The sequence below is a fragment of the Olegusella sp. genome (assembly GCF_057238325.1).
This window is the reverse complement of record NZ_DBHHGF010000001.1, coordinates 374,706-397,968: the sequence shown is the minus strand read 5'-3', so window position 1 is coordinate 397,968 and position 23,263 is coordinate 374,706. Positions and strand designations below refer to the sequence as shown.

The 23,263-nt window shown below is 45.8% G+C and carries 23 protein-coding genes and 2 tRNA genes; 20 read left to right on the top strand and 5 right to left on the bottom strand.

The features are described 5' to 3' along the window. The first annotated feature begins 95 nt into the window (after positions 1-95). The 11 genes from pyrH to ACO5JD_RS01810 all read left to right on the top strand — a co-directional run bounded on the left by pyrH (position 96) and on the right by ACO5JD_RS01810 (position 10,352). Positions 96-824, top strand: a complete 729-nt coding sequence (gene pyrH / locus ACO5JD_RS01860; RefSeq protein ID WP_484987224.1) for a UMP kinase — start codon at positions 96-98, stop codon at positions 822-824. Beyond that, positions 821-1,375, top strand: coding sequence for a ribosome recycling factor (gene frr / locus ACO5JD_RS01855; RefSeq protein ID WP_484987222.1), 555 nt, complete (start codon positions 821-823; stop codon positions 1,373-1,375). Before pyrH ends, frr begins: the two co-directional genes overlap by 4 nt. Beyond that, entirely contained in the window at positions 1,376-2,161 is a 786-nt protein-coding gene (gene uppS / locus ACO5JD_RS01850; protein WP_021625317.1) for an undecaprenyl pyrophosphate synthase, read from the top strand. It abuts the gene before it with no gap. Further along, positions 2,158-3,117 carry a phosphatidate cytidylyltransferase gene (locus tag ACO5JD_RS01845; protein WP_021625316.1) on the top strand — a complete coding sequence of 320 codons (960 nt, stop codon included), beginning with the start codon at positions 2,158-2,160 and terminating at the stop codon, positions 3,115-3,117. Before uppS ends, ACO5JD_RS01845 begins: the two co-directional genes overlap by 4 nt. After that, the gene (gene dxr / locus ACO5JD_RS01840; protein ID WP_484987220.1) at positions 3,114-4,313 is read left to right on the top strand and encodes a 1-deoxy-D-xylulose-5-phosphate reductoisomerase; all 1,200 of its coding nucleotides are present in this window, start codon (positions 3,114-3,116) and stop codon (positions 4,311-4,313) included. The genes ACO5JD_RS01845 and dxr overlap by 4 nt, the downstream gene beginning before the upstream one ends. After that, a complete protein-coding gene (locus ACO5JD_RS01835; RefSeq protein WP_021625314.1) occupies positions 4,313-5,668 on the top strand; it encodes a M50 family metallopeptidase in 1,356 nt (451 codons plus the stop codon). The genes dxr and ACO5JD_RS01835 overlap by 1 nt, the downstream gene beginning before the upstream one ends. Positions 5,669-5,700: 32 nt before the next feature. Further along, the gene (gene ispG, locus ACO5JD_RS01830; RefSeq protein WP_484987218.1) at positions 5,701-6,777 is read left to right on the top strand and encodes a flavodoxin-dependent (E)-4-hydroxy-3-methylbut-2-enyl-diphosphate synthase; all 1,077 of its coding nucleotides are present in this window, start codon (positions 5,701-5,703) and stop codon (positions 6,775-6,777) included. Positions 6,778-6,821: 44 nt separating this feature from the next. Next, positions 6,822-8,549 (top strand): proline--tRNA ligase, encoded by a 1,728-nt coding sequence (locus tag ACO5JD_RS01825; protein ID WP_484987216.1) that lies wholly within the window; start codon positions 6,822-6,824, stop codon positions 8,547-8,549. Between the two features lie 105 nt (positions 8,550-8,654). Continuing rightward, positions 8,655-8,730 (top strand) — tRNA-Ala (locus tag ACO5JD_RS01820). A 275-nt stretch (positions 8,731-9,005) separates the two neighbouring features. Further along, the gene (locus tag ACO5JD_RS01815; RefSeq protein WP_035438032.1) at positions 9,006-9,980 is read left to right on the top strand and encodes an ATP-binding protein; all 975 of its coding nucleotides are present in this window, start codon (positions 9,006-9,008) and stop codon (positions 9,978-9,980) included. Between the two features lie 69 nt (positions 9,981-10,049). Then, positions 10,050-10,352, top strand: coding sequence for an STAS-like domain-containing protein (locus tag ACO5JD_RS01810; protein ID WP_484987214.1), 303 nt, complete (start codon positions 10,050-10,052; stop codon positions 10,350-10,352). Positions 10,353-10,554: 202 nt separating this feature from the next. Here ACO5JD_RS01810 and ACO5JD_RS01805 read toward each other — a convergent pair. Both ACO5JD_RS01805 and ACO5JD_RS01800 read right to left on the bottom strand, forming a co-directional pair. Beyond that, positions 10,555-10,627, bottom strand: a tRNA-Ile gene (locus tag ACO5JD_RS01805). 217 nt (positions 10,628-10,844) lie between these two features. Next, a complete protein-coding gene (locus ACO5JD_RS01800) occupies positions 10,845-11,792 on the bottom strand; it encodes a helix-turn-helix transcriptional regulator (RefSeq protein WP_484987212.1) in 948 nt (315 codons plus the stop codon). Positions 11,793-11,943: 151 nt separating this feature from the next. On the opposite strand from ACO5JD_RS01800, the gene ACO5JD_RS01795 reads away from it, so the two are divergent. The 5 genes from ACO5JD_RS01795 (at position 11,944) to ACO5JD_RS01775 (ending at position 14,549) form a co-directional block, all read left to right on the top strand. Next, on the top strand, positions 11,944-12,270 hold the full coding sequence (locus tag ACO5JD_RS01795) for an HIRAN domain-containing protein (protein ID WP_035438543.1): 327 nt from the start codon (positions 11,944-11,946) through the stop codon (positions 12,268-12,270). A gap of 121 nt (positions 12,271-12,391) precedes the next feature. Next, complete coding sequence (locus tag ACO5JD_RS01790) at positions 12,392-12,706, top strand: MGMT family protein (RefSeq protein ID WP_021626221.1); 315 nt, start codon at positions 12,392-12,394, stop codon at positions 12,704-12,706. Between the two features lie 117 nt (positions 12,707-12,823). Next, positions 12,824-13,192 (top strand): DUF1304 domain-containing protein, encoded by a 369-nt coding sequence (locus tag ACO5JD_RS01785; protein ID WP_021626220.1) that lies wholly within the window; start codon positions 12,824-12,826, stop codon positions 13,190-13,192. 112 nt (positions 13,193-13,304) lie between these two features. Continuing rightward, positions 13,305-13,640, top strand: coding sequence for a pyroglutamyl-peptidase I (locus tag ACO5JD_RS01780; RefSeq protein WP_353640732.1), 336 nt, complete (start codon positions 13,305-13,307; stop codon positions 13,638-13,640). A gap of 24 nt (positions 13,641-13,664) precedes the next feature. Further along, positions 13,665-14,549 carry an HAD-IIB family hydrolase gene (locus tag ACO5JD_RS01775; protein ID WP_021626218.1) on the top strand — a complete coding sequence of 295 codons (885 nt, stop codon included), beginning with the start codon at positions 13,665-13,667 and terminating at the stop codon, positions 14,547-14,549. A gap of 30 nt (positions 14,550-14,579) precedes the next feature. On the opposite strand, the gene ACO5JD_RS01770 is transcribed toward ACO5JD_RS01775, so the two are convergent. From ACO5JD_RS01770 to ACO5JD_RS01760, 3 genes are read right to left on the bottom strand one after another with little or no spacing between them, the layout of a single operon-like run. Continuing rightward, positions 14,580-16,322: an ABC transporter ATP-binding protein gene (locus ACO5JD_RS01770; RefSeq protein ID WP_021626217.1), complete on the bottom strand. Its 1,743-nt coding sequence runs from the start codon at positions 16,320-16,322 to the stop codon at positions 14,580-14,582. Then, positions 16,315-18,036 (bottom strand): ABC transporter ATP-binding protein, encoded by a 1,722-nt coding sequence (locus ACO5JD_RS01765; RefSeq protein ID WP_021626216.1) that lies wholly within the window; start codon positions 18,034-18,036, stop codon positions 16,315-16,317. The genes ACO5JD_RS01770 and ACO5JD_RS01765 overlap by 8 nt, the downstream gene beginning before the upstream one ends. A gap of 33 nt (positions 18,037-18,069) precedes the next feature. After that, entirely contained in the window at positions 18,070-19,551 is a 1,482-nt protein-coding gene (locus ACO5JD_RS01760; protein ID WP_021626215.1) for a DUF1846 domain-containing protein, read from the bottom strand. A gap of 221 nt (positions 19,552-19,772) precedes the next feature. On the opposite strand from ACO5JD_RS01760, the gene ACO5JD_RS01755 reads away from it, so the two are divergent. The 4 genes from ACO5JD_RS01755 to ACO5JD_RS01740 all read left to right on the top strand — a co-directional run bounded on the left by ACO5JD_RS01755 (position 19,773) and on the right by ACO5JD_RS01740 (position 23,262). Further along, positions 19,773-21,002, top strand: coding sequence for an alpha/beta hydrolase-fold protein (locus tag ACO5JD_RS01755; RefSeq protein ID WP_021626214.1), 1,230 nt, complete (start codon positions 19,773-19,775; stop codon positions 21,000-21,002). A 51-nt stretch (positions 21,003-21,053) separates the two neighbouring features. Then, positions 21,054-21,854 carry a CDP-alcohol phosphatidyltransferase family protein gene (locus tag ACO5JD_RS01750; protein ID WP_021626213.1) on the top strand — a complete coding sequence of 267 codons (801 nt, stop codon included), beginning with the start codon at positions 21,054-21,056 and terminating at the stop codon, positions 21,852-21,854. After that, positions 21,835-22,692 carry a hypothetical protein gene (locus tag ACO5JD_RS01745; protein WP_484987210.1) on the top strand — a complete coding sequence of 286 codons (858 nt, stop codon included), beginning with the start codon at positions 21,835-21,837 and terminating at the stop codon, positions 22,690-22,692. The genes ACO5JD_RS01750 and ACO5JD_RS01745 overlap by 20 nt, the downstream gene beginning before the upstream one ends. A gap of 138 nt (positions 22,693-22,830) precedes the next feature. Then, the gene (locus ACO5JD_RS01740) at positions 22,831-23,262 is read left to right on the top strand and encodes an FHA domain-containing protein (RefSeq protein ID WP_021626211.1); all 432 of its coding nucleotides are present in this window, start codon (positions 22,831-22,833) and stop codon (positions 23,260-23,262) included. Position 23,263: the final 1 nt, after the last annotated feature.

Here is a 23,263-nt window from a genome sequence, read left to right as displayed (position 1 = left end):
TTTTTTATGCAACGAGACTCTACCGCCCACCTATGGGAAATGCGTTAGCTTTAATAACTTTGTTAAAATGTCGTACCAGGATACGAGGAGGTCATATGTCTGAATATAAATATGACAGGGTGCTGCTCAAACTCTCTGGAGAAGCACTGATGGGTTCAAAGGAATTTGGCATTGACCCAAGCGTTCCTGAGCGTATTGCTCGCGATATAAAACCTGCTTATGAGGCTGGTGTTGATATTGCCATCGTGGTTGGTGGCGGCAATATTTTTCGCGGTCTTACGGGTGCTGCGGCTGGCATGGATCGCGCTCAGGGCGACAATATGGGCATGCTTGCCACGGTGATAAATTCACTGGCTCTCCAGGACACTTTTGAAAAGGCTGGTATGGACTGCCGCGTGATGAGCGCTATCGAAATGCGCTCTGTAGCTGAAACCTATATTAGACGTCGTGCCATTCGTCATTTAGAAAAAGGTAGGATTACGATTTTTGCTGCTGGTACAGGTAATCCATATTTCACCACTGATACTGCAGCCGCATTGCGTGCTTGTGAGATTGGTGCCGACGTTTTGATGAAGGCTACCAAGGTAGATGGTATCTACGACCAAGATCCCATCTCTCATCCTGAAGCGGTTAAGTTTGACACCATCAGCTATAACGAGGTTCTTACCCGTGACCTCAAAGTTATGGACGCCACTGCCACGGCGCTTTGCCATGATAATCACATGCCAATTATGGTTTTTAGCCTCGACGAAGAGGGTTTTTTTGACCATGCCCTCCGCGGCGAGCCTGTAGGAACTACCGTTATCGAGGAGGACGCACAATGAGTGAGTTTACCGATTATGCCAACAAGCACATGGACAGGTGCATTGACAGTCTTGTAACTGGCTTTGCAAAGGTGCGCACGGGCAGGGCAAACCCCCACGTGCTTGATCCAATTAAGGTTGATTATTATGGTCAGCCAACGCCTATTACACAGGTAGCAGCCGTAAAGGTTCCTGAGGCGTCTCTCCTTGTCGTGGAACCTTGGGATAAGAGTGCGCTGCATGCTATTGTTAAGGCCATTGAGGCTTCGGATTTGGGTATCACCCCTAACGAGGATGGTGTAGCAATACGTCTTCCTTTCCCTAAGCCGACCGAAGAGCGTCGTCGCGAGCTTTCAAAAGACTGCAGCAAACTTGCTGAAGAAGCGAAAATTGCTATCCGTAATGCGCGCCGTGATGCTAATACTCGTGTTGATCGTGCTCAAAAAGAGGATGACTTGCCCGAGGATGAAGCCAATCGCACTAAGAAAGCTATTCAAAAACTCACTGATGATTACACTAAAAAAGTCGACGAGCTGCTTAAGGCCAAGACTGCTGAAGTGATGGAGATCTAAGTGGAGCGTGACGAAGCAAAGCTTCGTGCCTATTACGGTGATGCTCCTTCCGATATCAATCTTGATGATGTTGACTTAACTCGTATTCCAAGTCATGTCTCCATCATCATGGATGGTAATGGACGCTGGGCACAGGCGCGAGGTTTAGATCGTACAAAGGGCCATGTGGCAGGCGTTGATTCCTTACGCGAGGCAGTTACTACTAGCGTGCGTTTGGGTTTTGATGTCCTGTCGGTCTATGCTTTTTCTACTGAAAATTGGCGTCGACCTCAACGCGAAGTTGATCTCTTGATGCATTTATTTGCAACAACTTTGGTTAAAGAACTTCCTTTATTCCATCAAGAGAATGTACGACTGCGTTTTTTTGGCGATCTTGAAGCATTACCTCGTGAGACGTATAAGGTGTTCCAAAAAGGTCTTGCAGAAACAGCTGATCACACAGGTATGACCTTTGCTTTGGCAGTGAATTATGGTTCGCGTGCTGAGATTGTTCGCGCTGCTCGTCTTTTGGCTCAAGACGTAGAGAATGGCAAGCTTTCTGCAGATGATATCGATAACGATATGTTTGCCTCGCGACTATATACTGCAGGTCTTCCTGATCCCGAACTTCTTATTCGTAGCTCAGGTGAGAAACGCCTGTCAAACTATCTGCTATGGCAGCTAGCCTATACCGAGTTTTATGTAACAGATACCTATTGGCCTGATTTTACGCGTTGGGACATGCTAAGGGCAATTCATGCGTTCCAAAATCGCAGCAGGCGCTTTGGGGGAGTGGTTAATAAGTGAGTAGCGAAGACAACTCCAATACAAACAAGCAAAGTAATACTCGCAATCGTGGCATTGACGCGGGTATTGCTCGTCTTGAGGCACATCGCAAGTCAACTGCGTCTTCGCGTGCAGAAGGCAAGCTTCGTGGACAGATAGCGCGCGGTAATGCTGAAAAGGTGTTGCAACGCACATTGTCTGGTGCTATCTATGCAATTACCATTCTCGTCTGCTTGTATTTGGGCACAATTCCTACTGCTGTCATTGTTGCTTTAATGGCATGGCTTTGTTGTTCCGAGTTTTTTCGCATGGTACGTATGGCGGGTCGTATGCCCAATGAACTTATTGGTCTTACGGCAGCCGCCCTTTTTCCGCTGGTACCTTTGACTGGTAAGTATTCATATCTAGTATTGGCAGTTTTTTTGCTTATTATGGCGAATGCTATTTGGTATGTGTTGACGCCACGCGCAACAGCAGCAGATGTTGCACTGTCAGTCTTTGGACCCATTTACACCTCGCTCATGTATGCCAGCATTGTCGCTATTCGTTGCGTTGACCCTGGCAATACAGGAGCTTTTTTTACGTTTGCTGTTATGGGTTCGGTATGGCTCAACGATGCTCTTGCTTATTTTGTGGGATCACGCTTTGGCAAGCATAAGCTAGCCCCCCAGATTTCTCCCAAGAAATCTATCGAAGGTTTTTGGGGCGGTATGGTCGGCGGTATTGTTCCTTGGATTATCCTTGCAATCCTACATGTTCGCGGTATGCATTTTGGACTAGCAATTGCTGTAGGGTTGCTTGTCTGTATTTCTGCTGTTGTGGGAGATTTATTTGAATCGCGCATCAAACGCGGCGTTGGCGTTAAAGATTCAGGAAATATTATTCCCGGGCATGGGGGAATGCTCGATAGAGCTGATTCCATGCTTTTTGCGGGAACTGTTGCTTGGGCCGCCTTGTTGTTAGGAGGCATTTTGTGAGTATCTTTGAAGATACATTACCCAAGAATCCTCGTCCGCGCCCACTGCGTGTAGCAGTTTTGGGCGCGTCGGGTTCTATTGGAACTCAAACTTTAGATGTTTGTCGACAGCACGCTGATAAATTGCGGATTGTTGCACTTTCGGTATGGTCTGCAACTGACAAACTTGTCTCGGCAGCACGTGAATTTGGCGTTAAATACGTAGGTATAGGCGATAGATCTCATGCACATGATGGCGTACTTGATGGCCTGCCTGTAGGCTGTCAAATCTTTTCAGGTAATGACGCTTCAACTGAACTCGCTATTCTTCCTGAAGTTGATTGTGTCGTGTCGGCTGTAGTTGGATTTGCAGGCATTCGTTGTGGATATGAAGCACTTAAGGCAAAAAAAATTCTTGCTTATGCCAATAAAGAGTCTATTGTTTGTGGCGGAGACCTTTTAATGCCTCTCGCAGGGCCAAGTCAGCTTATTCCTGTTGATTCTGAGCATAGCGCTATCTTCCAATGCTTGGTAGGTGAGCGTACGCGCGATATACATTGCCTATGGCTTACTTGTTCAGGTGGTCCTTTTTATGGCAAAAAACGTAAAGAGTTAGCAGGTGTAAAAGCTGCAGATGCTTTAGCACACCCCACTTGGGCTATGGGACCTAAGATTACGATTGATTCGGCTACGCTTGCCAATAAGGGTCTTGAAGTACTTGAAGCGCATCAGCTTTTTGAGGTCTCGATTGATCAGGTGCGTGTACTTATTCAGCAACAAAGTCGTATTCACTCGATGGTAGAGTTTAGCGATGGTGTTGTCATGGCTCAGCTTGGACCGTCTGATATGCGTCTACCCATCCAGTATGCACTAAGCTATCCTGAGCGCTGGGAAACTCCTGCTCCTCGTATTGACTGGTGTAGTGTTCCGGCCATGAGCTTTGGTGAGGCTGATGAGGATACTTTTGGTTGCCTCGCTTTGGCAAAACGTGCAGGCAAGCAGGGTGGCACTGCTCCTTGCATTATGAATGCAGCCAATGAAATAGCGAATCTCGCTTTTCGTCAGGGTCGCTGTGGTTTCCTTGATATCGAGCATATTATCCGCTCCGTTATGGATGAGATGGATAGTAGTGTTGTCGAAAGTATCGAGCAACTTGTCGCTATCGATGCAGAAGCTCGCAGGTGTGCCACAAATATTCTTGAGAGGTGTGGCGCTTAATGGGAGCTGTATCTGCGGCATTTTGGGGACTTCTTATTCTCTCTGTACTTGTGACTGTCCATGAGGCAGGGCATTTTCTTGCAGCACGAGCCTGTGGTATGCGTGTCACAGAGTTTTATTTGGGTATGCCCAGCCGCTTTCACTTGGCAAAGAAGTCAAAAAAATATGGCACAGAATTTGGTGTTACTCCACTGTTATTAGGTGGTTATACCAGGATTTGTGGTATGGAAAATTCTGGTGATAAGCATTTATCTGAAGTTTTTGCTTATGTGCAAAAGCAAGGTCGTACTGACTCAGCTCAGATTGCCGATGCCCTTGCCATCGATGAAGAAGAAGTTGAAGCCAATCTGAACATTTTATTTGATTGGGCCGCTCTTCGTGATTGTGGCATGCTCGAGCAGGGTGAAAAAAGCGTATTGGTCGCAAGTACGCTTGCTCGTGATCCTCAAATGCTTACTGAATATGATCGTGGACACAACTTTGAGCTTAAAGGTAGTACAGCAGAAGGGGAGGCACGTCCTCTTGTCGATGCAAAGGCAGCTCTTGAGTTTGAACGTGCTCGTACCTACGATGGGAAGGGCTTCTTTAAGCGTTTCTTCTGCCTTATTGCAGGTCCCGCAGTCAATATTGTTTTGGCCTTTTTGGTTGTTGTGGGTGTTTCCATGGCGACAGGCTTTGAGGTCGCATCTGGTACCAATGAAATTGGGGGTGTGACCAGTGATAGCTTGGCACAAAAAGCTGGCCTTAAGGCGGGCGATAAAATTACCGCGATTGATGATATCGCAGTACAAAATTGGCCAGAGATTGTCGATGCTCTAGGCAAAGAGTTTAAAAATCCTCAACCTTTTGAGTTGAGCTATGAACGTGCTGGCAAGCAACAAAAAACCACTATCGATTTGCCACGTGATGGAAGTGTCAAGTTGATTGGTATTGCTGCTAAGACCGTGCATATCTATCCCAATTTTTTTGAAGCATCGCATATGGCTTGGTCGTATGTCCAGATAATTGCAGACTCTGCTGCACGCCTTATCATGCCCCAGCACACAGTTGAAGTGCTCTCTCAGTCATCCTCAGTAGTTGGCATTTCGGTTATGGCATCTGAAGCAGCACATTCTGGTATTCACAGCTTGCTCATGTTTGCTGCGTTAATTTCAATGTCTTTAGGCTTTATGAATCTGTTGCCCATTCCCCCTTTGGATGGTGGCAAGATTTTGATTGAAATAATTCAGGCAATTATTAAGAGACCTTTATCCCTCAAGGCAAAGGCTATTTTGAGCTATATCGGGCTTGCGTTGTTGCTGGCACTATTTGTCTTTGCTGTTGGTAATGACGTTTTTCATTTCATCATTCACTAATATCACAGCTTAGATGTTTAAAGGGGAGAGGTATGAGTGGTGAGCTTCCTCATAACAAGACACGTCGAGTCATGGTGGGTTCTGTAGAGGTTGGCGCTGGTGCACCTGTATCGGTGCAGTCAATGTGCAATACAAAAACAGATGATGCAAAGGCCACACTTCAGCAAATTGATGAGTTTGCAACAGCAGGGTGTGAAATTGTGCGCGTAACTTTGCCATATGCTGCAGCCATTCCTGCATTTGAACGTATCTGTGCGGAGAGTTCTTTGCCTGTAGTGGCAGATATCCACTTTGACTACAAGCTTGCTATTGCAGCTATTCATGCTGGAGCAGCTGCTATTCGCATTAACCCGGGCAATATTGGTTCTTTTGATCGCGTTGATGCAGTCATTGATGAGGCAGGTACTGCTGGTACTGCAATTCGTATTGGTGTCAACGCAGGCTCTCTGGATAGGGAAGTAGACGCTCGAGAGGATTTGAATCTACCTCAGAAGCTTGTCGAAAGTGCTGTGAGCTTTTCTCAGCATTTTGAAGAGCGTGGTTTTAACAATTTTGTGCTTTCAGCAAAAGTCCATGGAGTACCCGAAACCATTGAAGTCAATCGTATGCTCTCGCAAGCGCTGCCTGAAGTGCCTCTGCATATTGGTGTGACCGAAGCAGGTACTGCTCGTCAAGGCACAGTCAAAAGCGCTATAGCACTGGGAACTCTGCTTGCCGAAGGTATCGGTGACACAATGCGTGTTTCTTTGACAGCAAATCCTGTAGAGGAAGTACGTGTGGGTTGGGATATCCTTTCTTCGTTGGGAATTCGTCGTCTTCATCCTGAGCTTGTGAGCTGCCCTACCTGTGGTCGCACTCAAGTCAATCTTATTGAGATTGCTCGCAAAGTTGAGGATCGTCTGCAGACATTACGCATACCCATTTCTGTAGCAGTTATGGGTTGTGTGGTGAACGGTCCGGGAGAGGCGCGCAGCGCTGATATTGGTGTTGCTTGCGGTAGGGGAACAGCGATGCTGTTTGCCAAAGGTGAACCCATCCGCAAAGTAGCTGAAAAAGATATTGTCGAAGAGCTGTTTGCTGAAATTGCCCAACGCTGGCCCGAAGCTTAAGGCTAGTATGGGTGAGCTTATGTTTTGAACGGAAGGATTTTTGGATGATGAACTACATGAGGATGTCGCGCCTCTATGCTCCGACTCTCAAGGAAGATCCTACAGAGGCTGAGCTTGCGAGTCATCGACTCCTTTTGCGTGCAGGTATGATTCGCAAAGAAGCTGCAGGGCTTTATGCGTATTTGCCCCTTGCTTGGCGCTCTATCCGCAAGATTGAAAATATCTGTCGCGAAGAGCAGGAGGCAATCAACTCCCAAGAGATGATGACGCCTATTCTGACTGACGCTGAACTTTGGCATCAATCTGGCCGCTGGGACGCTTATGGTCCGGAGCTCATGCGTTTTTCAGACCGCCACGACCGTGAATTTGCCCTTGGTCCCACTCATGAGGAGACTTTTACCGACTTGGTGCGTAGCGAGCTTCGTAGCTACAAGCAGTTGCCTGTAACGCTCTATCAGATTCAGGATAAATTTCGTGATGAGTTACGTCCTCGCTTTGGTTTGATGCGCGGCCGCGAGTTCATCATGAAAGACGGTTATTCTTTCTCAGCTACCCAAGAGTCGCTACAAGAGTGTTATGACGAGCAGAAAAACGCCTATGCGCGCTTCTGTGCGCGTTGTGGTTTGCGTGCGCTGCCTGTAGCTGCTGACTCTGGCCAAATCGGTGGTGATACCTCCGTTGAGTATATGGCATTGGCTGATGCGGGCGAAGCTGCGCTTGTCTATTGCGATGAATGTGGTTTTGCAGCTGATACGGAGGCTGCAACAGCTCACTGTGAAGTAATTGATGATGCTGTGGCTGAGTTAACGCGTATTGAGACACCTGATATCTCGAGTATTGCAGATTTAGCTACTTTTCTTGGAATACCCGAGGCGCAAACTCGCAAAGCAATTGCTCTCATTGATAGTGATGGTAAACCTTGGATTGTTATGGTTCCTGGTGACCATGAGATAAATGATGTCAAAACTAGTCATGTCTTTGGTGAGTATCATCTTATGACTGATGAGGAACTTGAGCTTGCTGGTCTTCAGAAAGGCTTTATGGGACCAGTAAATGTGCCTGAAGGCGTTTTTGTGGCTGCAGATATAGCACTTAAAAATTCGGCATCTTGGCTTGTGGGCGCTAACGAGACGGGTTACCATTTGCGCTCTGCTCAGCTGGGCCGTGATTTTGAGATTAACCAGTGGGTTGATGTGATTACAGCCAAAGCTGGAGACACATGTCCCAATTGCGGGCACGTGCTTTCGGGAGCTCGTGGTATTGAGTGTGGGCAAGTATTCCAACTAGGTACCAAGTATTCTGAGGCGATGGGAGCTACGTTTACTGATGCCGATGGCAAAGAAAAGCCACTTATTATGGGTTGCTATGGTATCGGTATTTCTCGCACGCTTGCAGCAGTAGTTGAACAACATCACGACGAAGCAGGTATTGTATGGCCTGTTTCTGTTGCTCCTTATGAGGTCGAGGTTGTCTCTCTAGATGCCAAGGGCGAGGTTTTTGAGGCTGCAGAGAATGTAGCTACCAAGCTTGCTGATGCGGGTCTGGATGTTTTGCTTGATGATCGCAAAGAGCGCCCTGGAGTCAAATTTGCCGAAGCAGATTTGATGGGATTCCCTTGGCAGGTAGTTATTGGTAAGCGCGGTCTTAAGACAGGTATGGCTGAGGTGAAGTGTCGCGCAACGGGAAAACGTCAGGATATTGCGTTAGATGAGCTTGTGGTCTGGCTGGGTGAGCAGATTGTTCCTGCGCGTATGGGTCTTTTGGCCAAGTAGTATGGAATTTCAGGAATCTGTAGCGTCAAGCAATCGCAAAATTTTTTTGAAAGATTGCTTGACGTGAATTTCTGCTCTGCTATAGTTACTAACGCACCAACGCACGGGGATATAGCTCAGCTGGGAGAGCGCATGACTGGCAGTCATGAGGTCAGGGGTTCGATCCCCCTTATCTCCACCACGAATTCGCAGGTCAGAGCCGAAGCTCTGACCTTGTTTCTTGCCGAAGTGACACAGAGTGACAGAAAAATGATGAAATTTTTTGAAGCTGGTCAAAAATGTGGCTTTGCGAGATGTTTTCAATAAGGTGTAGGATGATGTCATAAGCTTTCCTTTCTTGTTTGTTAGGTGGCTTGCAGACTCCCCGTGCATCCGTCAAGGTTTCGGGGGAGCCTATTTTTATAAATCTGCCTTTAATCGCTTAAATGATCTTGCATCTGATGGATGGAGAGCGTGATGAACGTAATTACTATTGGGACTGGGAGCAAAGCAATAGACCGCTTTCCCGCATATGATGCTTGTTCTGAGTTTGATATGCCAAAAAATGCATCTGAAGGAGTTGACGTAGACTGGCAATATGCGACCTTTGTCCCAATTTCAAAAATTGCTGCAATTGCTGCTGTACAGCTTTGTGGGGAAACGAATGGCGCGCGGCAAAGATATAATTTTCCTCCCGATAATGCCAACGGCTATTTTTCAAGAATAAATTATTACCGTGTCCTTAATATTGCACATAAAGAAGACTTCACTCGTCACAGTCCATCCGGCAGATTTGTTCCATTGTCACGTGTTCCTATTAATGAACTAACAGCTGATGTAAACGGTATTGCATCTCAGTTGCGAGATGTCATAATTTCTCACTTGCAAATTAGCCAAAGTCTAGGTGATACGTTAGATCTCTCGTTTGGCGAGATGATTGACAACATCATCCAGCATTCGCGAGCTAATTCAGACGGTATAGTTGGAGCGCAGTATTACTCGGAGGACCACTATATCGAGGTTTGTGTGGCTGACTGTGGGGTTGGAATAGCTAAGTCAATGGGTGACAACCCGCTTTATGCAGGACTCTCCGACAGAGAACTTGTTTCAAAGGCGTTCCAAGTCGATACGGGAGAATGGTTTGGTGTTGCACCAGCCGGCTCAAATAAAGTAAGCGGCGGGAAGGGGTTATCTTTTGCCGCCAACCTTGCGAAGGTTACAGGCGGTCACTTGTGGGTTATTACAAGGAATGTGGCCCTACATATCACCAGTGATGGTGAAGAAGTACTCAATGGACTTTTTTATCCAGGGACATTCATTATATTAAGGGTTCCCGAAACATGCGATGTAATACGTGCCTGCGACTTGTCCTTGCCAGGAGGCAATGGCGTCGTGAGGTGGGAAGTCGGAGAGGGGTCATATACCGAACTTGAAGATGATATTTTATGGTAAACGAATTGAGAATTCATCAAAGGCTGTTAAAATTAATCCATTATGTCTTCGACTTTGGAGGGGGCAAAAATGATTATTCAAATGGCGGAGTTTGGACGCGCCCTTGTAACTCGCGTAGCTGGACGCAGTGCGTTTACAAAAATATCAAAAGAAATACAGTCGGCGGACGGTATTGTGACGTTCGATTTTGCTGGCGTGGATTCAATCACAAACTCATTTGCGGACGAGGTTTTTGGCCGTATGGTTTGTGAAATCGGTATAGCAGAAATGAAAGAGCGTGCGACTTTCAAGAACATAAGCCCATTTTGGGCTCGTATAGTCAGAGCGGCAATGGACTCACGTGCTTCTCAGCAAACACTCTCTATCTGCTAGCCTTCAGCTTAATGCAAGACAATATTGCACCGTCAATTAGAGATGATTGGCGGTGTTTTTCAGGTGTATTAGTGCAAGAAGCAACTAGATCCTAGAGTCGTTTCTTAACGTGGATTAAAAACTTTTGTCACTTTTCTGCCACTCCGTGTCACTTCGGCAATAAAAAAGGTCAGAGCCGAAGCTCTGACCTTGTGTTTTCGGGTGGGCCCAGTAGGATTCGAACCTACGACCCAGGGATTATGAGTCCCCTGCGCTAACCTCTGCGCCATGGGCCCGGACAGGAATGCATACTACCACGTATTTAATGTGATCGGTACCAGAGATTTACTGACATATGTGATTCCATGCAGTCTTCCAAAACAAATTCAGCTTTTATCCTCATTACTGTCGGTTGCCACATTTGTACTCAAATGAGGCCTATATGAGAAATATAACTAAACACATATTTTTCCTCTATGCCTCGAATTAAGAAATCTCAGCTTTTCCAGCTGTTCAGCTATATCGCTTTAAGATGTCTTCCAGATAAGTTAGGTAGTGCTCTCTTACGCTGTTTGGGGACTCAATCTCTACTTTAGATCCTAACATAGCAATCCATCCGTAGAGTACAGGGCTTTCAACTACATGTGCAGTAACATGTGCCGCACAACCATCTTCTGTGGCCACCGATAATACGTCTCTACCAAAGCGATCAATAACTACATTCATGACGTCTTCTTGCACAAGTAGTGTCAAAGCCACACGCTCGCCTGAATACATGCCAAAAACGTAATTGCCTGCCTCGTCGGGGTCATAGGAGCCAATAGCTTGGTTTTTCTCAGCAGGCTCTTCCAGCTTGAGTATTTGTTCCATACGATCGATGCGATAGTTTCTAACTGATTGGTCCGCTTGGCTGTAAGCAACAAGATAATAGTTGTCATCAGCATAAACTAAGCTTACCGGTGTTACTACATGACGGGCTCCATCTTTACGTGCAACCTTCTTTTTGTTTGCGTCATAGCGAAAGTAGCGAAACGACACCTTTTGGTGATGAGCCATTGCCTCTTGTAGGCGGTCAACAGCTACAAAATCCGACTGAGTTTGAATACGAGGACGTCCATGAACATGAATTTGCTTATTGAGTGCGAGACGTTCGGGTCTAGATGCAAGCGATTTGATTGCTTTGACGAGCTCATTTGAACTTCTGTCTGACAGAAAGCGGCTGGACTGAACCGCATCAATAAGTAGAGTAAGTTGTGAGAAATTGAAATCGCGCTTGATAAGCGCATATTGTACAGGCTGAGTACGGAGTCGCTTGATATGCAAACCGAATTCACAGAGCGCATCTATATCAGCATAAAGGCTTTTTCGCTCAGCAGAAATGCCTTGTTCATATAATTTTTCAATTAGTTCAGGCATTGTGAGCCCATGTTCGGCGTCTGTGTATTCCTGAAAAATCTTCATTAGTCGCAGAAGCTTGTGCTTTTGAATATTACTGCCAGCCATCATGACCTCACGTTTCAAAATAATATCTACATGTCCCAATATTAGTCCAGCTGAATATAACTGTGCAGTTAAATTAGGACTAACGGTAGTAAAGGGGAGGGACACAATTATGGCAGAGCGCTCAAAGAGCTATTGTCACTTTTATATCGCAGGTTTTCAGTATTGGGATGGCTTGTTTGTCCAATCCAAGCTTAAAGTCGGACAAAAGCTTAAGTTGGTACCCGAACCAGATAATCCTTTTGACCCCAATGCAATTGCAATCTATCGCAAAAAGACAAAGCTTGGTTTTGTACCGCAAAAACTAAATGGTGGATTGGCTCAACTTTTGTATTTTGGCCACAGCGAGGTTTTTGAGGCTTATGTTGCCGAGCTTAATCATGAGGGTAATCCTTGGGAGCGCGTGGGTGTAAGTATCCGCGTGAAAGATGCTCGCTAGAGACGTATACTGACTTTCATCCGCTTGCTTTCATGCAAAGGAATTGGGAGCCATATGATTAAAATACAAGGTCTAAGCGAGATTCATCGCAAACCTGTTGGGCTTAGCGAGCTGACGCAATGTGAATAATGCAGGATTCTTTCAACAGGTCTATGAAGTTGTGAAGCAAATCCCACCTGGTTTTGTGGCCACATATGGACAAGTAGCACGACTCACGGGGAGGCCGCGTGCTGCTCGTTATGTAGGTTATGCTCTGCATAGCAATCCTGCACCTGGAATTATTCCTTGTCATCGCGTGGTGTTCAAAGATGGTTCTTTAGCTCCCGGTTTTGCCTTTGGAGGCCCTGACGAACAACGTCGCCGTCTTGAAGATGAAGGTGTGAGTTTTACTGCTGCAGGCAAAGTTAATATGAAACTTTGTAGTTGGGGCGATTAAATCTTGTTCGTTGATTGAGCTTTATTAGAGTGGGTACAAGCTTTTTAGCCTTGGAATATATGACCACACAGGTGCCAAGGTGTAAGTTTTATTTCTATTTGATAAGAAGGTTCCATCGTGGCTCTTGCAGCATATGTTTTTATCGTTTTAACAGCACTTAAATTTTTCTTTATCTTTTACCTAGAGACCTTGGTGACCGATTCGGATAAGACTTCTGCAACCTTTGGCATGGACAAACTAGAGTTGCAGCGCGAATCGGTGCAAAAGCTTTTTAAAAATCAGGGTGTGTACAACCTTCTCATTGGCATCCTGTTGCTTGTTTCTACCTTTGTATTACATTCTCATATTACTGTTGCGCTTTTGTTGATCTATATCATTGGTGTTGCTGCTTATGGTGGCTATAGCTCGGGTATACAGATTTTCTTTAAGCAGAGTCCTCTTGCAATCCTTGCTCTCATCTTTATGATGGCAGCAGGCTTACTCTAAGTTTTTAGATATTGGGAGGCGTCGTTGAAGTTTCTGCTGACTGCCTTTAATGCTTTTGACGGAGATAAACTAAATGCTTCACAGCTGGCGTTAGCTCAGCTCCCTAATAAGATTGAAGGAGTACCGCTCCAGAAACTTGTTATTCCCACGGAATTCCAAATTACCTACACGTCAGATGGTAGAAGCAATACAGCAAGTAGGAATTCCCGCAGAGCTTTCCTATACTGCAGGAACTTATGTGTGTAATTCAGTGCTTTATAGCACCCGATATTTTTGCTTAACTCACTATCCCGAAATTTTAAGTGGATTTATACATCTGCCAGCTGTACCCGAACAAATAGCATCACATGAAGACAATACAGAGATTCCATCAATGTCTACCGCAGAAGTGGTTCTCGGTCTCATAGAAGCTCTCAAAGCTGTCATACTTTACCAACGCAATTCTTAGCAATATTTTTTGGAAGGCAGTTTCATGATCAAACTGGCACTGTACGATATGGATAATACGATGCTCCCCTTGGGTGAGCCTTTCATTTCTGAGAGGTCTATTCAAGCCATTCGCGCCTGCCAGGAACTTGGTATTGATGTTGGTCCTTGCTCTGGACGTTCTCGTGCTGAACTTGCTCAGTTCTTTCAAAATGACGCGAGCTGCTATAACACGGGTGTGACCATCAATGGCATGCGCATTTATCTTAGTGGGCAGCTTGTTCATGAAGTTAGCTTATCCAACAATGCTTTGAATAAAGTCAAAGAGATTGTTGTCCAGCACAACAAAGCCGCGCTTACCCTTTACAGGGATGGTAAAACACCTTTTTGGGTGGGCATGGCTCAAGAAGAGCTTGGAGACATGTATCACTTTGCGCAGCTTGAAGCAGCTACCCGTGTTGATGCTGTCCCAAACGATGCTTTTATGAAAGCAGGCATTATCTTTTTTGCAGACAGCGATGAATTTCTGGCTTTGCAAGCAGATCTCGAAGCTGCTTGTCCTGAATTTGATTTTGTATCCACGGTGGATTACTGGTGGGATATTATCCCGCGCAATGTGAGCAAACAGGTAGGTGTAGATATTTTGCGCAAGACTCTGAATTTATCTTTGGATGAGGTCTGCGTGTTTGGTGATGCTGATAATGACCTAGAAATGCTCCGCTTTGTACCTAATTCTGTATGTGTTGCGAATGGTAATGAGCGTGCGCATGCAGTCGCACGTTGGCATATTGGCGCAAGCGCTGATGGAGCAGTGGCATCAGCCCTCTGGGATATTGCACACGCAGCAGAGACGGGTGAAATGCCTGCCTTTATGTGTGAGCAAAATCGTAATCTTCAGCGCATCGATGCCAAGGGAAATCACGTCGATTAAGACATATTCCCATCTGTCAATGCAGGTGAATTACTCTGCTAGCTCAAACTGTGAATTGAAAAGCTGGGCATAGAAACCGTCCTGTGCAAGAAGTTCCTCATGCTTACCCATCTCAATAATGCGGCCATCTTGCATAACGACAATTTTGTCAGCCCCTTGGATAGTCGAGAGGCGATGGGCCACTACAAGGCTCGTCTTTCCTACCATCAATCGATCAAAAGCATGCTGTACATGTAATTCGGTACGAGTATCGATGTTTGACGTAGCCTCATCCAAAATAAGGATATGTGGTTGAGCAAGAAAAACTCGTGCGATACAGAGCAGCTGTTTTTGACCCGCTGACAGTGTGGCAGATTCGGTTCCAAGAATAGTGTCGTAGCCCTGAGGTAGTTTCTCTATAAATCCATTGGCATGAGACTGTCTTGCTGCAGCCTTTACTTCATCAAGACTTGCTTCAGGCCGCGCCATAGCAATATTGTCTTTCACGCTTGCATGTTCTACCCAAGTATCCTGCAGCACCATACCAATCTGCGAACGCAAACTGTCGCGTGTGAGACTACATATATCAATTCCATCAAAGAGAATTTCACCTGAATTGATGTCGTAAAAACGCATGAGTAGATTGATGAGGGTAGTTTTTCCGCAGCCAGTAGGACCGACAATAGCAACACGTTGACCCGGCTCTATATCAAGAGATAAGCCCGATATAAGAGGGTGGTTTGGGGTATAGGAAAAATCTATGTTTTTAATGCTAATAGCCCCGCTTGCATCACTCAATATAAGAGTGTCCGCAGCATCGACGGGAATTTCTGGTTCTTCAAGAAGCTCAAAGAGTCGTGCGGCGCAGGCAAACGAATTTTGAAGCTCGGTAACAACACCAGAAATATCATTGAATGGCTTGGTATATTGATTTGCATATCCCAAAAATGCTGTGAGACTACCCACGGTCATGCCGCCAGACAAGACAATAAAGGCACCAAAAACACCGACGCCCGCATAAATCAAATTATTAACAAATCGTGTTCCAGGGTTTGAGAGCGCCGAGTAAAGCACAGCCTTGAAATTAGATTGACGTAACAGTTCATCGGACTCATTGAATTGCTTGCGTGCACTTTCATGCATACTGAACGCTTGGACGCTAGAGATACCTTGAATCATTTCCGAGGCAATGGCTGTCATATTTCCACGCCGTTGTGACTGATTACTAAAATGTTTAAAAGCTTTGCGTGAAAGAATTCGTGCCAACAAAACAGACAGGGGAGTAATACAGACTACAAGCAGAGCAATATGCCAGTTAAGGTAAAACATAAAAACAAGCGTGAGTACAATGGTTAGCATTCCTGTAAAGAATTGCTGAAAAGCCATGATGAGGCCGTTAGAAAATTGATCCACATCGTTAACGACACGAGAAGCAAGATCACCATGACTATGTGAGTCAATATAGGACAGCGGCAAGCGCTGTAACTTTGCAAATACGAGAGTGCGCAGGTCATAAAGCATGCCATAAACTACGCGATTGGTAAGGCGTGTAAGCAGCCATTGCGCCGTTGATGTGGCGATGACTGCTAAAAACATTAGCTGCAGGGCAGAAGTAAGAGCTGCGAAATTAACTTTTGCGGGGCCTACCGCAGCATCTACGGCATTACCCGAAAATACCGGTACAAGCAATGTGCTGATGACCACAATAACAGCAAGCAAAAGAATACCTACAACCTGCGCGGTATAAGGGCGCATCAAAACAATAATTTTTTGAAGAGTAGAATCCCTATGCATGGATAACACCTTCCTTGACTTGGGAGGCATAGATTTCTTGATATACCGAGCATGTTTCAAGCAAGTCATCATGGGTGCCAATACCTGCAACATGACCATGATCGAGCACGATAATTTTGTCGCTTGTCCTAATAGAGGTAACGCGTTGCGAAATAATAAAGCAGCTGGTACCTGCCAAATCTTTCCTTAAAGCTTTGCGGAGAGCAGAGTCAGTGGCAAAGTCTAAAGCCGATGAGGAGTCATCGAGAATCAATACTTTTGGCTTGCGTACCAAAGCACGCGCAATCGCAAGACGTTGGCGTTGACCACCAGAAAGATTTTGACCTAATTGCTCAATCTCTGCATCGAGCCCGCCTTTAGCTTCAATTATGTTATCCGCCTGGGCAGTATGAAGGGCAGCATAGAGCTCTTCTTCCCCTGCCTCAAGGTTGCCCCAACGAAGATTAGAAGCGATGCTTCCTGCAAAGAGCTGTGCTCCCTGTTCAACGATGGAAATCATTTTATGAAGACTTGCCAAGGAATAACTACGAATGTCATGCCCACCCAGCTCAATGGAGCCTTCAGTCACATCATAAAAACGCATAAGTAGTGCAGCGAGGCTCGTCTTGCCTGAACCTGTACCTCCGATAATACCCACCGTTTCACCAGGTCGTACATCAAAACTGATATGTGAGAGTGCAGGACCTGCAGCATGAGGGTAAACAAAGGTCACATCATGTAAGCTCAGGGAAGGTTGTTCACGACAAGCGTTGAGTAAACCTTCTTTCATTGAGGGTTTTACCTCAAAGATTTGTTCAATACGCTTGGCGCAAGCAAGTGATTTAGATACTTGGATGATGCAGTTCGCAAGCTTTACTCCCTCAATAAGAATCTGAGTGCTGTAATTAATAAAGGCCATCAACTGACCCTGAGTAAGATCTCCCAGCTGCACTCTATGTCCGCCAACAGCAAGTACAACTACCAGGCCAATATTAGTTGCTGCATAGGTTAGGGGATTAAGCAGGCCAGAAATATCGCCTACGTGTGCTTGCTCTGTGCGCAGCTCTCCTGCAACAGTATTCATTTCGCTCATTTCGCGCTGCTCACGTCTAAAAGCACGGATTACACGCACGCCCTCGAGATTTTCTGAGGTAAGAAGCAGAACACTATCTAAATGATTTTGGACAATTTTGTACAAACGCGCAGCTATACGCATCAAGCCAAAAACAAGAGCAAGTAAAATAGTAATGGTACATGTATAAATTAAACCTTCTACGTGATCGATATTAAAAACGAGAATAAGCGCTCCAAAGACAACAAAGGGCGAGCGCAAAACCAGACGAAAGAAAGTATTTACACCATCTTGAACCTGTTGGGAATCATTGGTAAGACGCGTCACAAGAGTCGATTGGCCAAGTCCATCTATATCTTGACGAGAAAGACGAGTGATATGGCCAAAGAGATCATCTCGCAGTCGAGTACCAAAGCCCGCCGCAAGCTTGGCGCAATAGTACTGAGCAGTACTTGCCGATGCAAGGCCAAAAATACCCATGCCTAGCAGTAATACACCATGCATAAGGAGATAATTTTTGTCGTTATGAGCAAGCCCGATATCAATCATTTGTGCCATAACCAGTGGTACGGCTAGCTCAAAAGCAGCCTCTAAGAGTTTAAATAGGGGGGCGAGGAGGCATTCTTTTACGTAGGGCTTTAGATAACGTAAAAGACTTTTCATTTATTTAACCTTCTCTCGCCCCTCGTTAGAAGTTTAATTGTGGTAGTACACGTGGTGCTCAAACTTTGGTTCACAGCAGACATTAATGCCCAACTGACGATAGGTTGCTTCATCTGCAGCACTGATAATCATTGAGAAATAGGCAGTGAGACCTTTGAGATCATCTGCAGCTGCAATAGTGCGTGCAGCCAGAGGATTTGCAGCCGAGCTAGAAGACAGTGCAATTAACATCTCACCTGCGGAAAGCAACGTATTACTACTGTGTAGATAGTCCTTCTTGAGTGTGCGAATGGGAGCAAGTGCTTCATCGCTGACAACATATGTCTCATCAGGCACACCGGCAAGATTTTTAAGCGAGTTGAGCAACAAGGAGGCGGCGGGGTCAAGTAAATCACCGCGTTTGCCCGTCATAACTTGTTTGTCGGGAAGAGACATGGCGCCTGCAGGTAAACCCGAGTTTTCTTCACGTTCAAGACAAGCACGATGAGCGGGATCATAGTCAACGCTGATATCAGCTTTACTCATGAGAAGCTCGAGTTTTGCTAATGCATCACGACCCATACCAGTACGACGTACCTGCTCAGCAGTCTTGAAATAGCGACGTACAATTTCATGCTTCGATGCAGCACAGCATACTTCGTCATCACTGATGCAATAGCCAACCATATTGACACCCATATCGGTTGGTGAACGATAGGGACTCTCACCCAAAATTTGATCAAGCATTGCTTTGAGTACGGGGAAAGTTTCCACATCTCGGTTGTAGTTGACGGTCACCTGACCATAGCTATCCAAGTGAAAAGGATCGATAACATTGCGGTCGTTGAGGTCTGCCGTTGCGGCCTCATAGGCAATGTTAACAGGGTGAGCCAGAGGGAGGTTCCACACGGGGAAGGTCTCATACTTTGCATATCCTGCATTTACACCATGGAGGTGCTCGTGATAAAGCTGGGAAAGACAAGTTGCAAGCTTGCCAGAGCCAGGACCAGGAGCAGTTACAACAACGATAGGTCTACTAGTTTTGACAAAGTCATTTTTGCCAAAGCCCTCATTACTAACAACATAAGAAATGTCTGAAGGATATCCATCAATGAGATAGTGGTGATAGACCGTAACACCCATTGATTCGAGTTTCTTTTGGAAAGCATCAGCGTGAGACTGACCGCTGTAGTGGGTGATAACAATGCTTTTTGCCAAAAAACCACGCTCGTGATAAGCATCCATGAGGCGTAGCACGTCATCATCATAGGTAATGCCAATGTCACTACGGCACTTGCCACCTTCAATGTCGTTGGCATTAATAACCAATAAAATCTCCGCATCATCAGCTAATTGGGTCAACACGCGTAGCTTGGCATCTGCCTCAAAACCAGGAAGCACTCGAGTTGCATGATGGTCATCAAAGAGCTTGCCACCAAACTCAAGATAGAGTTTGCCTCCAAAATTAGAGACACGGTCGCGAATGCGTTCTGCCTGGATGCGTACATATTTTTCGTTGTCAAAACCGATTTGCATGAAGCTGCCTTCTTTGCACTTGCGCCTACATTTACTGCGGCGCACGCAGGGACGGCGCCTTTACAATGATGGCACAATCAGAATGCAAGTGAAGGATTTTTCTTAATTCAAGCAAAGTAATCAGATAATTCTAATTCTGGGATTGGGTTGTCATGTAATGGGGAAAGTAGTTCTCAGGCGCTAGAATAAGAAGAGCTGTCAATCAGGATGAAGGGATTTTCATGGAGAGCTTCGAAACAACTATTGAGAGTAGCTGCCTTAACGAAGATCTTGATGTCATCGTCTATGGTAGCGGTGGCACCCCTATCATCGTCTTTCCTTCTTTTGATTTTTCAGCGGGCAGTTGGGAAACAGGAGGGATGATTGATGCCCTTACAGAGCTTATTGAGGCAAAAAAGATTCAACTCTTCTGTACTGATTCGGTAGATGGTTCTAGCTGGTATGCCCGAAGTGCTGATTTGACGTATCGTTCAGATCGTCAAAAGGCTTTTTTAGAGTATGTGCAAACTGAGCTTCTACCTTATGTCAAAAAAACAAGTCGCTCACGCAAAAAACCGCTTTTAGTAGGTTGTGGAGCAGGTGCCACTAATGCTGCTGCTGCACTCTTGAAAGAACCCAGCTTGTATGGCGGACTTCTCGCACTTTCAGGTGCTTTTGATGCACGTTTTTATTCCGATGGTGTAACAACTCCTGATTGGCTGTCGTGTTCACCTGTTGACCTCATGCAGGGCTTAACAGCAGCTAAGCTCAAACAACTTGAGGAGATGCCCATCGCTTTTGTCTGCGGTCAGTCTCCTGACGAGACGGGTGCTGAAACGATGCGCCATATGGATGAGCTTATGGCTGAGTTGGGAATTCACGCAAGTTTTGAATACTGGGGTTTTGACGTTAGTCACAGCTGGTACTGGTGGAAAAAAATGGCTTGCGAACTTTTGCCCGCAGTACTTGAACGCGCAGGCCTTGCCAAACGTCGTCAGATGAGCCTCAAGGCCTTGGTGGATGCTGCGAACGCTAAGTTGGACGACATGAAGACTAATGCTCAACAGCGATTGGAAGAAGAGCAGTTCGCCGCGCGTCGCGTTGATAGCATCACTGCTGAGGTGAAAGAAAAAACCGAACAAGCAGATACAGCTGCTGCAACAGCTAAAGAAGCTTGGAACAAGCGTAATGAGACTGCAGCTTTACTTGCCTCGCTTGATCAAAAAGCAAGCGCACTACAGGCAGAAGCAGATGCCGCAGTGAAACTTCAACATGAAGCTGAATGGTTTGCAGGCGAGGCGCGCAATAGTCTCAAGATGGCAACCACCGCTCGCCTTGCTGCGGAAGCACGTGTTTCTGCAGCACAAGAAGCTGCAGATTTGGCAAAATCCAATCTTGAGCAAGCTGCAGCAATAGTTTCTCGTTTTCAGAAAAGTACGACCATAAAGAAAAAGACGGCTAAAAAAGCTTAGGTGCTAGTATTAAGTTTGTTACACGCTGCAATGTTGGAAGGTACATAGCCTTTGAAACCGAGTGAGTACCCCGTTCCGCAAAAGCGGACTGAAAAAATTAAGACTCGTGTTGACCCAGATACTGCTCACGCACAGATGGCTGGTGCTGCGATAGCTGAGGTGGGCACTCCTGACAACCCAAGTAGTCAGATTTTTACCCTTGCGAATGTCATCACTTTTTGTCGCTTACTCCTGACATTAGCGTTTCTTTTCCTTTTTGTAAGTGGTAACAATCGCTTGTTGGCACTATTTTGCTATGCCATAGCGGCGGGTACAGACTTTTTGGATGGACAAGTTGCCCGACGTACCCATACGGTAAGTTGGCTGGGTAAAATCATGGATCCTATCATGGATCGTGTGCTGCTCTTCACAGGCGTATTGGGACTTATGATTACCGGTGAACTACCTTGTTGGGTTGCAGTTTTTGTTATAGGTCGCGATGCGTATTTGGCACTAGGTGCTATTTTGCTGCAGCGTTATCGCCGTCGTCCTATTGATGTTGTTTTTATTGGCAAGGTTACTACGGCTCTCTTTATGGTTGGCTTTTGTGGACTGCTTATTGGTATGCCGCAGGTACCAGGTCTAGGACTATTTGATAGCGCATATCTCCCAGGGCTAGGTACTCAGCCTGCAGTTTTGAGTATCTGGCTGGTGTATGCAGGTGTCATTTGCTCTACTATCACAGCAATTATTTACACCAAAGAAGGCATTTTCTTTAAAAAAGAAAGTCTCGCAGGGCATGACGTAGAGTCGGCAGAATCAAATGCACGTGCTCGTAAGGCGTTGAAGAAAAATGAGCAAATCAACAATTAATTCTGTAGCAGAGCTCGCAAGCTTTTTGCGCACTGAACACGAGCTGCTTGCGGCTCAGTTTAAGTTTTTTGAAGAACTCGAAAGTGAATTACCTATAGCGTATGCAGGAGTTGACGAAGTAGCTGTCCTACGCAATGACGTTGGTCTCACAGATTTATCTGGTATGAGCGCAGCTCTTATCGCAGGTCCTGTGGCACAAGCTTTCATCGAAATGATTTGTGCAGGCAGAAAGCCTGCAGTAGGGGAGGCTTGCTTTGAGCCTGTACTTGCGGGGGACGCTTCGCTTATAAGCATTTCTTTGCTTTCGCGTACAGGAGACAGCGAATATTTGCTTTGCGATGTGTCTCCACGTGCAAGTCTGCTTGATGCATGGCTTCATTTCATTGCTACAGCTCAGCAGAATGACATTGCTCCTTTTAAAGAAATACAGCTTGAGGATGCATCTTTTGAGCTTGTTCCACTTTTACTTACAGGGCCCGAGGCAAGCTTAGTGTTGTCTGATTGCCTAGCTGGAGACGTTCCAGCCGCAGGTCAGGTACGTAGTCTCGAATTGGACAAAATACGCTGTCTTGTCACGTCTTTACCCAAACCGTTTGATAAAGCATATCTAGTTATGGCACCTCCTCAGTATGCTCGCGTGCTCTGGCGTAGTTTTTTATCGTTTACAAATGTCAATCCCGTAGGAAGAACCACACTTTTCGCAGAAGCAAAGCAAATGGCAGTATGGGTTTCTTGGTTGCACTCAACTGACCGTATTGAAAAGTCAGCTCAAGAATTGCAGACGTTTGATCTTCTTCGTCAGGGCTCAGACTTTGTAGGAGCACGCGCTCTGGACTAATTTATGACAGCTAAAGCTTTATTTGCTCCAGTAACCAGACAGTTTCGATAAATATTTCTTTATGAGTGAAAGTAGCGCTACTATAGATAGTGGTTTTTTATGACTTGCTAGTGTTGGCATCTATTGAAGGAGTAACTCATGCAGAATCCGCGACCGAATGAAATGGGCGCCACAGAAATATTCCGCATGCCGTCGCCTGATTCGACTGCTCCTGATTTGCTTTCTGACGCCAATGCTAACAGGCCCATGCTGGCCATTGTTAAGGGTCCTCAGACTGGAGCTCAGTTTGTTTTGACTGATGACACAACTACTCTTGGTCGCGATCCTTCAAATTCTGTGTTTCTTAACGATATGACTGTTTCTCGCCACCATGCTCGCATCGATTTGCGTGGCATGGCGTCAGGTTTTGCCACAATTGAGGACTTGGGTTCACTCAATGGCACTTGGGTGGACGGTGCTATTGTCAATAAAGCAATGCTTAAAGATGGTTCGACTATTCAAATTGGCACATTCCGTATGATTTTCCATTCCAATGGCGGACGCCAATCTAGGATTGAAACCGGAGCTTAAG

What these genes read in the sequence shown, in the direction of transcription:
- ACO5JD_RS01765 (WP_021626216.1), bottom strand. Translation starts at nt 18,036, where the DNA reads ATGAAAAGTCTTTTACGTTATCTAAAGCCCTACGTAAAAGAATGCCTC.
- ACO5JD_RS01795 (WP_035438543.1), top strand. Translation starts at nt 11,944, where the DNA reads ATGGCAGAGCGCTCAAAGAGCTATTGTCACTTTTATATCGCAGGTTTT.
- ACO5JD_RS01810 (WP_484987214.1), top strand. Translation starts at nt 10,050, where the DNA reads ATGATTATTCAAATGGCGGAGTTTGGACGCGCCCTTGTAACTCGCGTA.
- ACO5JD_RS01835 (WP_021625314.1), top strand. Translation starts at nt 4,313, where the DNA reads ATGGGAGCTGTATCTGCGGCATTTTGGGGACTTCTTATTCTCTCTGTA.
- ACO5JD_RS01760 (WP_021626215.1), bottom strand. Translation starts at nt 19,551, where the DNA reads ATGCAAATCGGTTTTGACAACGAAAAATATGTACGCATCCAGGCAGAA.
- ACO5JD_RS01740 (WP_021626211.1), top strand. Translation starts at nt 22,831, where the DNA reads ATGCAGAATCCGCGACCGAATGAAATGGGCGCCACAGAAATATTCCGC.
- ACO5JD_RS01775 (WP_021626218.1), top strand. Translation starts at nt 13,665, where the DNA reads ATGATCAAACTGGCACTGTACGATATGGATAATACGATGCTCCCCTTG.
- ispG (WP_484987218.1), top strand. Translation starts at nt 5,701, where the DNA reads ATGAGTGGTGAGCTTCCTCATAACAAGACACGTCGAGTCATGGTGGGT.
- frr (WP_484987222.1), top strand. Translation starts at nt 821, where the DNA reads ATGAGTGAGTTTACCGATTATGCCAACAAGCACATGGACAGGTGCATT.
- ACO5JD_RS01825 (WP_484987216.1), top strand. Translation starts at nt 6,822, where the DNA reads ATGATGAACTACATGAGGATGTCGCGCCTCTATGCTCCGACTCTCAAG.
- ACO5JD_RS01770 (WP_021626217.1), bottom strand. Translation starts at nt 16,322, where the DNA reads ATGCATAGGGATTCTACTCTTCAAAAAATTATTGTTTTGATGCGCCCT.
- ACO5JD_RS01755 (WP_021626214.1), top strand. Translation starts at nt 19,773, where the DNA reads ATGGAGAGCTTCGAAACAACTATTGAGAGTAGCTGCCTTAACGAAGAT.
- ACO5JD_RS01815 (WP_035438032.1), top strand. Translation starts at nt 9,006, where the DNA reads ATGAACGTAATTACTATTGGGACTGGGAGCAAAGCAATAGACCGCTTT.
- ACO5JD_RS01800 (WP_484987212.1), bottom strand. Translation starts at nt 11,792, where the DNA reads ATGAAGATTTTTCAGGAATACACAGACGCCGAACATGGGCTCACAATG.
- ACO5JD_RS01745 (WP_484987210.1), top strand. Translation starts at nt 21,835, where the DNA reads ATGAGCAAATCAACAATTAATTCTGTAGCAGAGCTCGCAAGCTTTTTG.
- pyrH (WP_484987224.1), top strand. Translation starts at nt 96, where the DNA reads ATGTCTGAATATAAATATGACAGGGTGCTGCTCAAACTCTCTGGAGAA.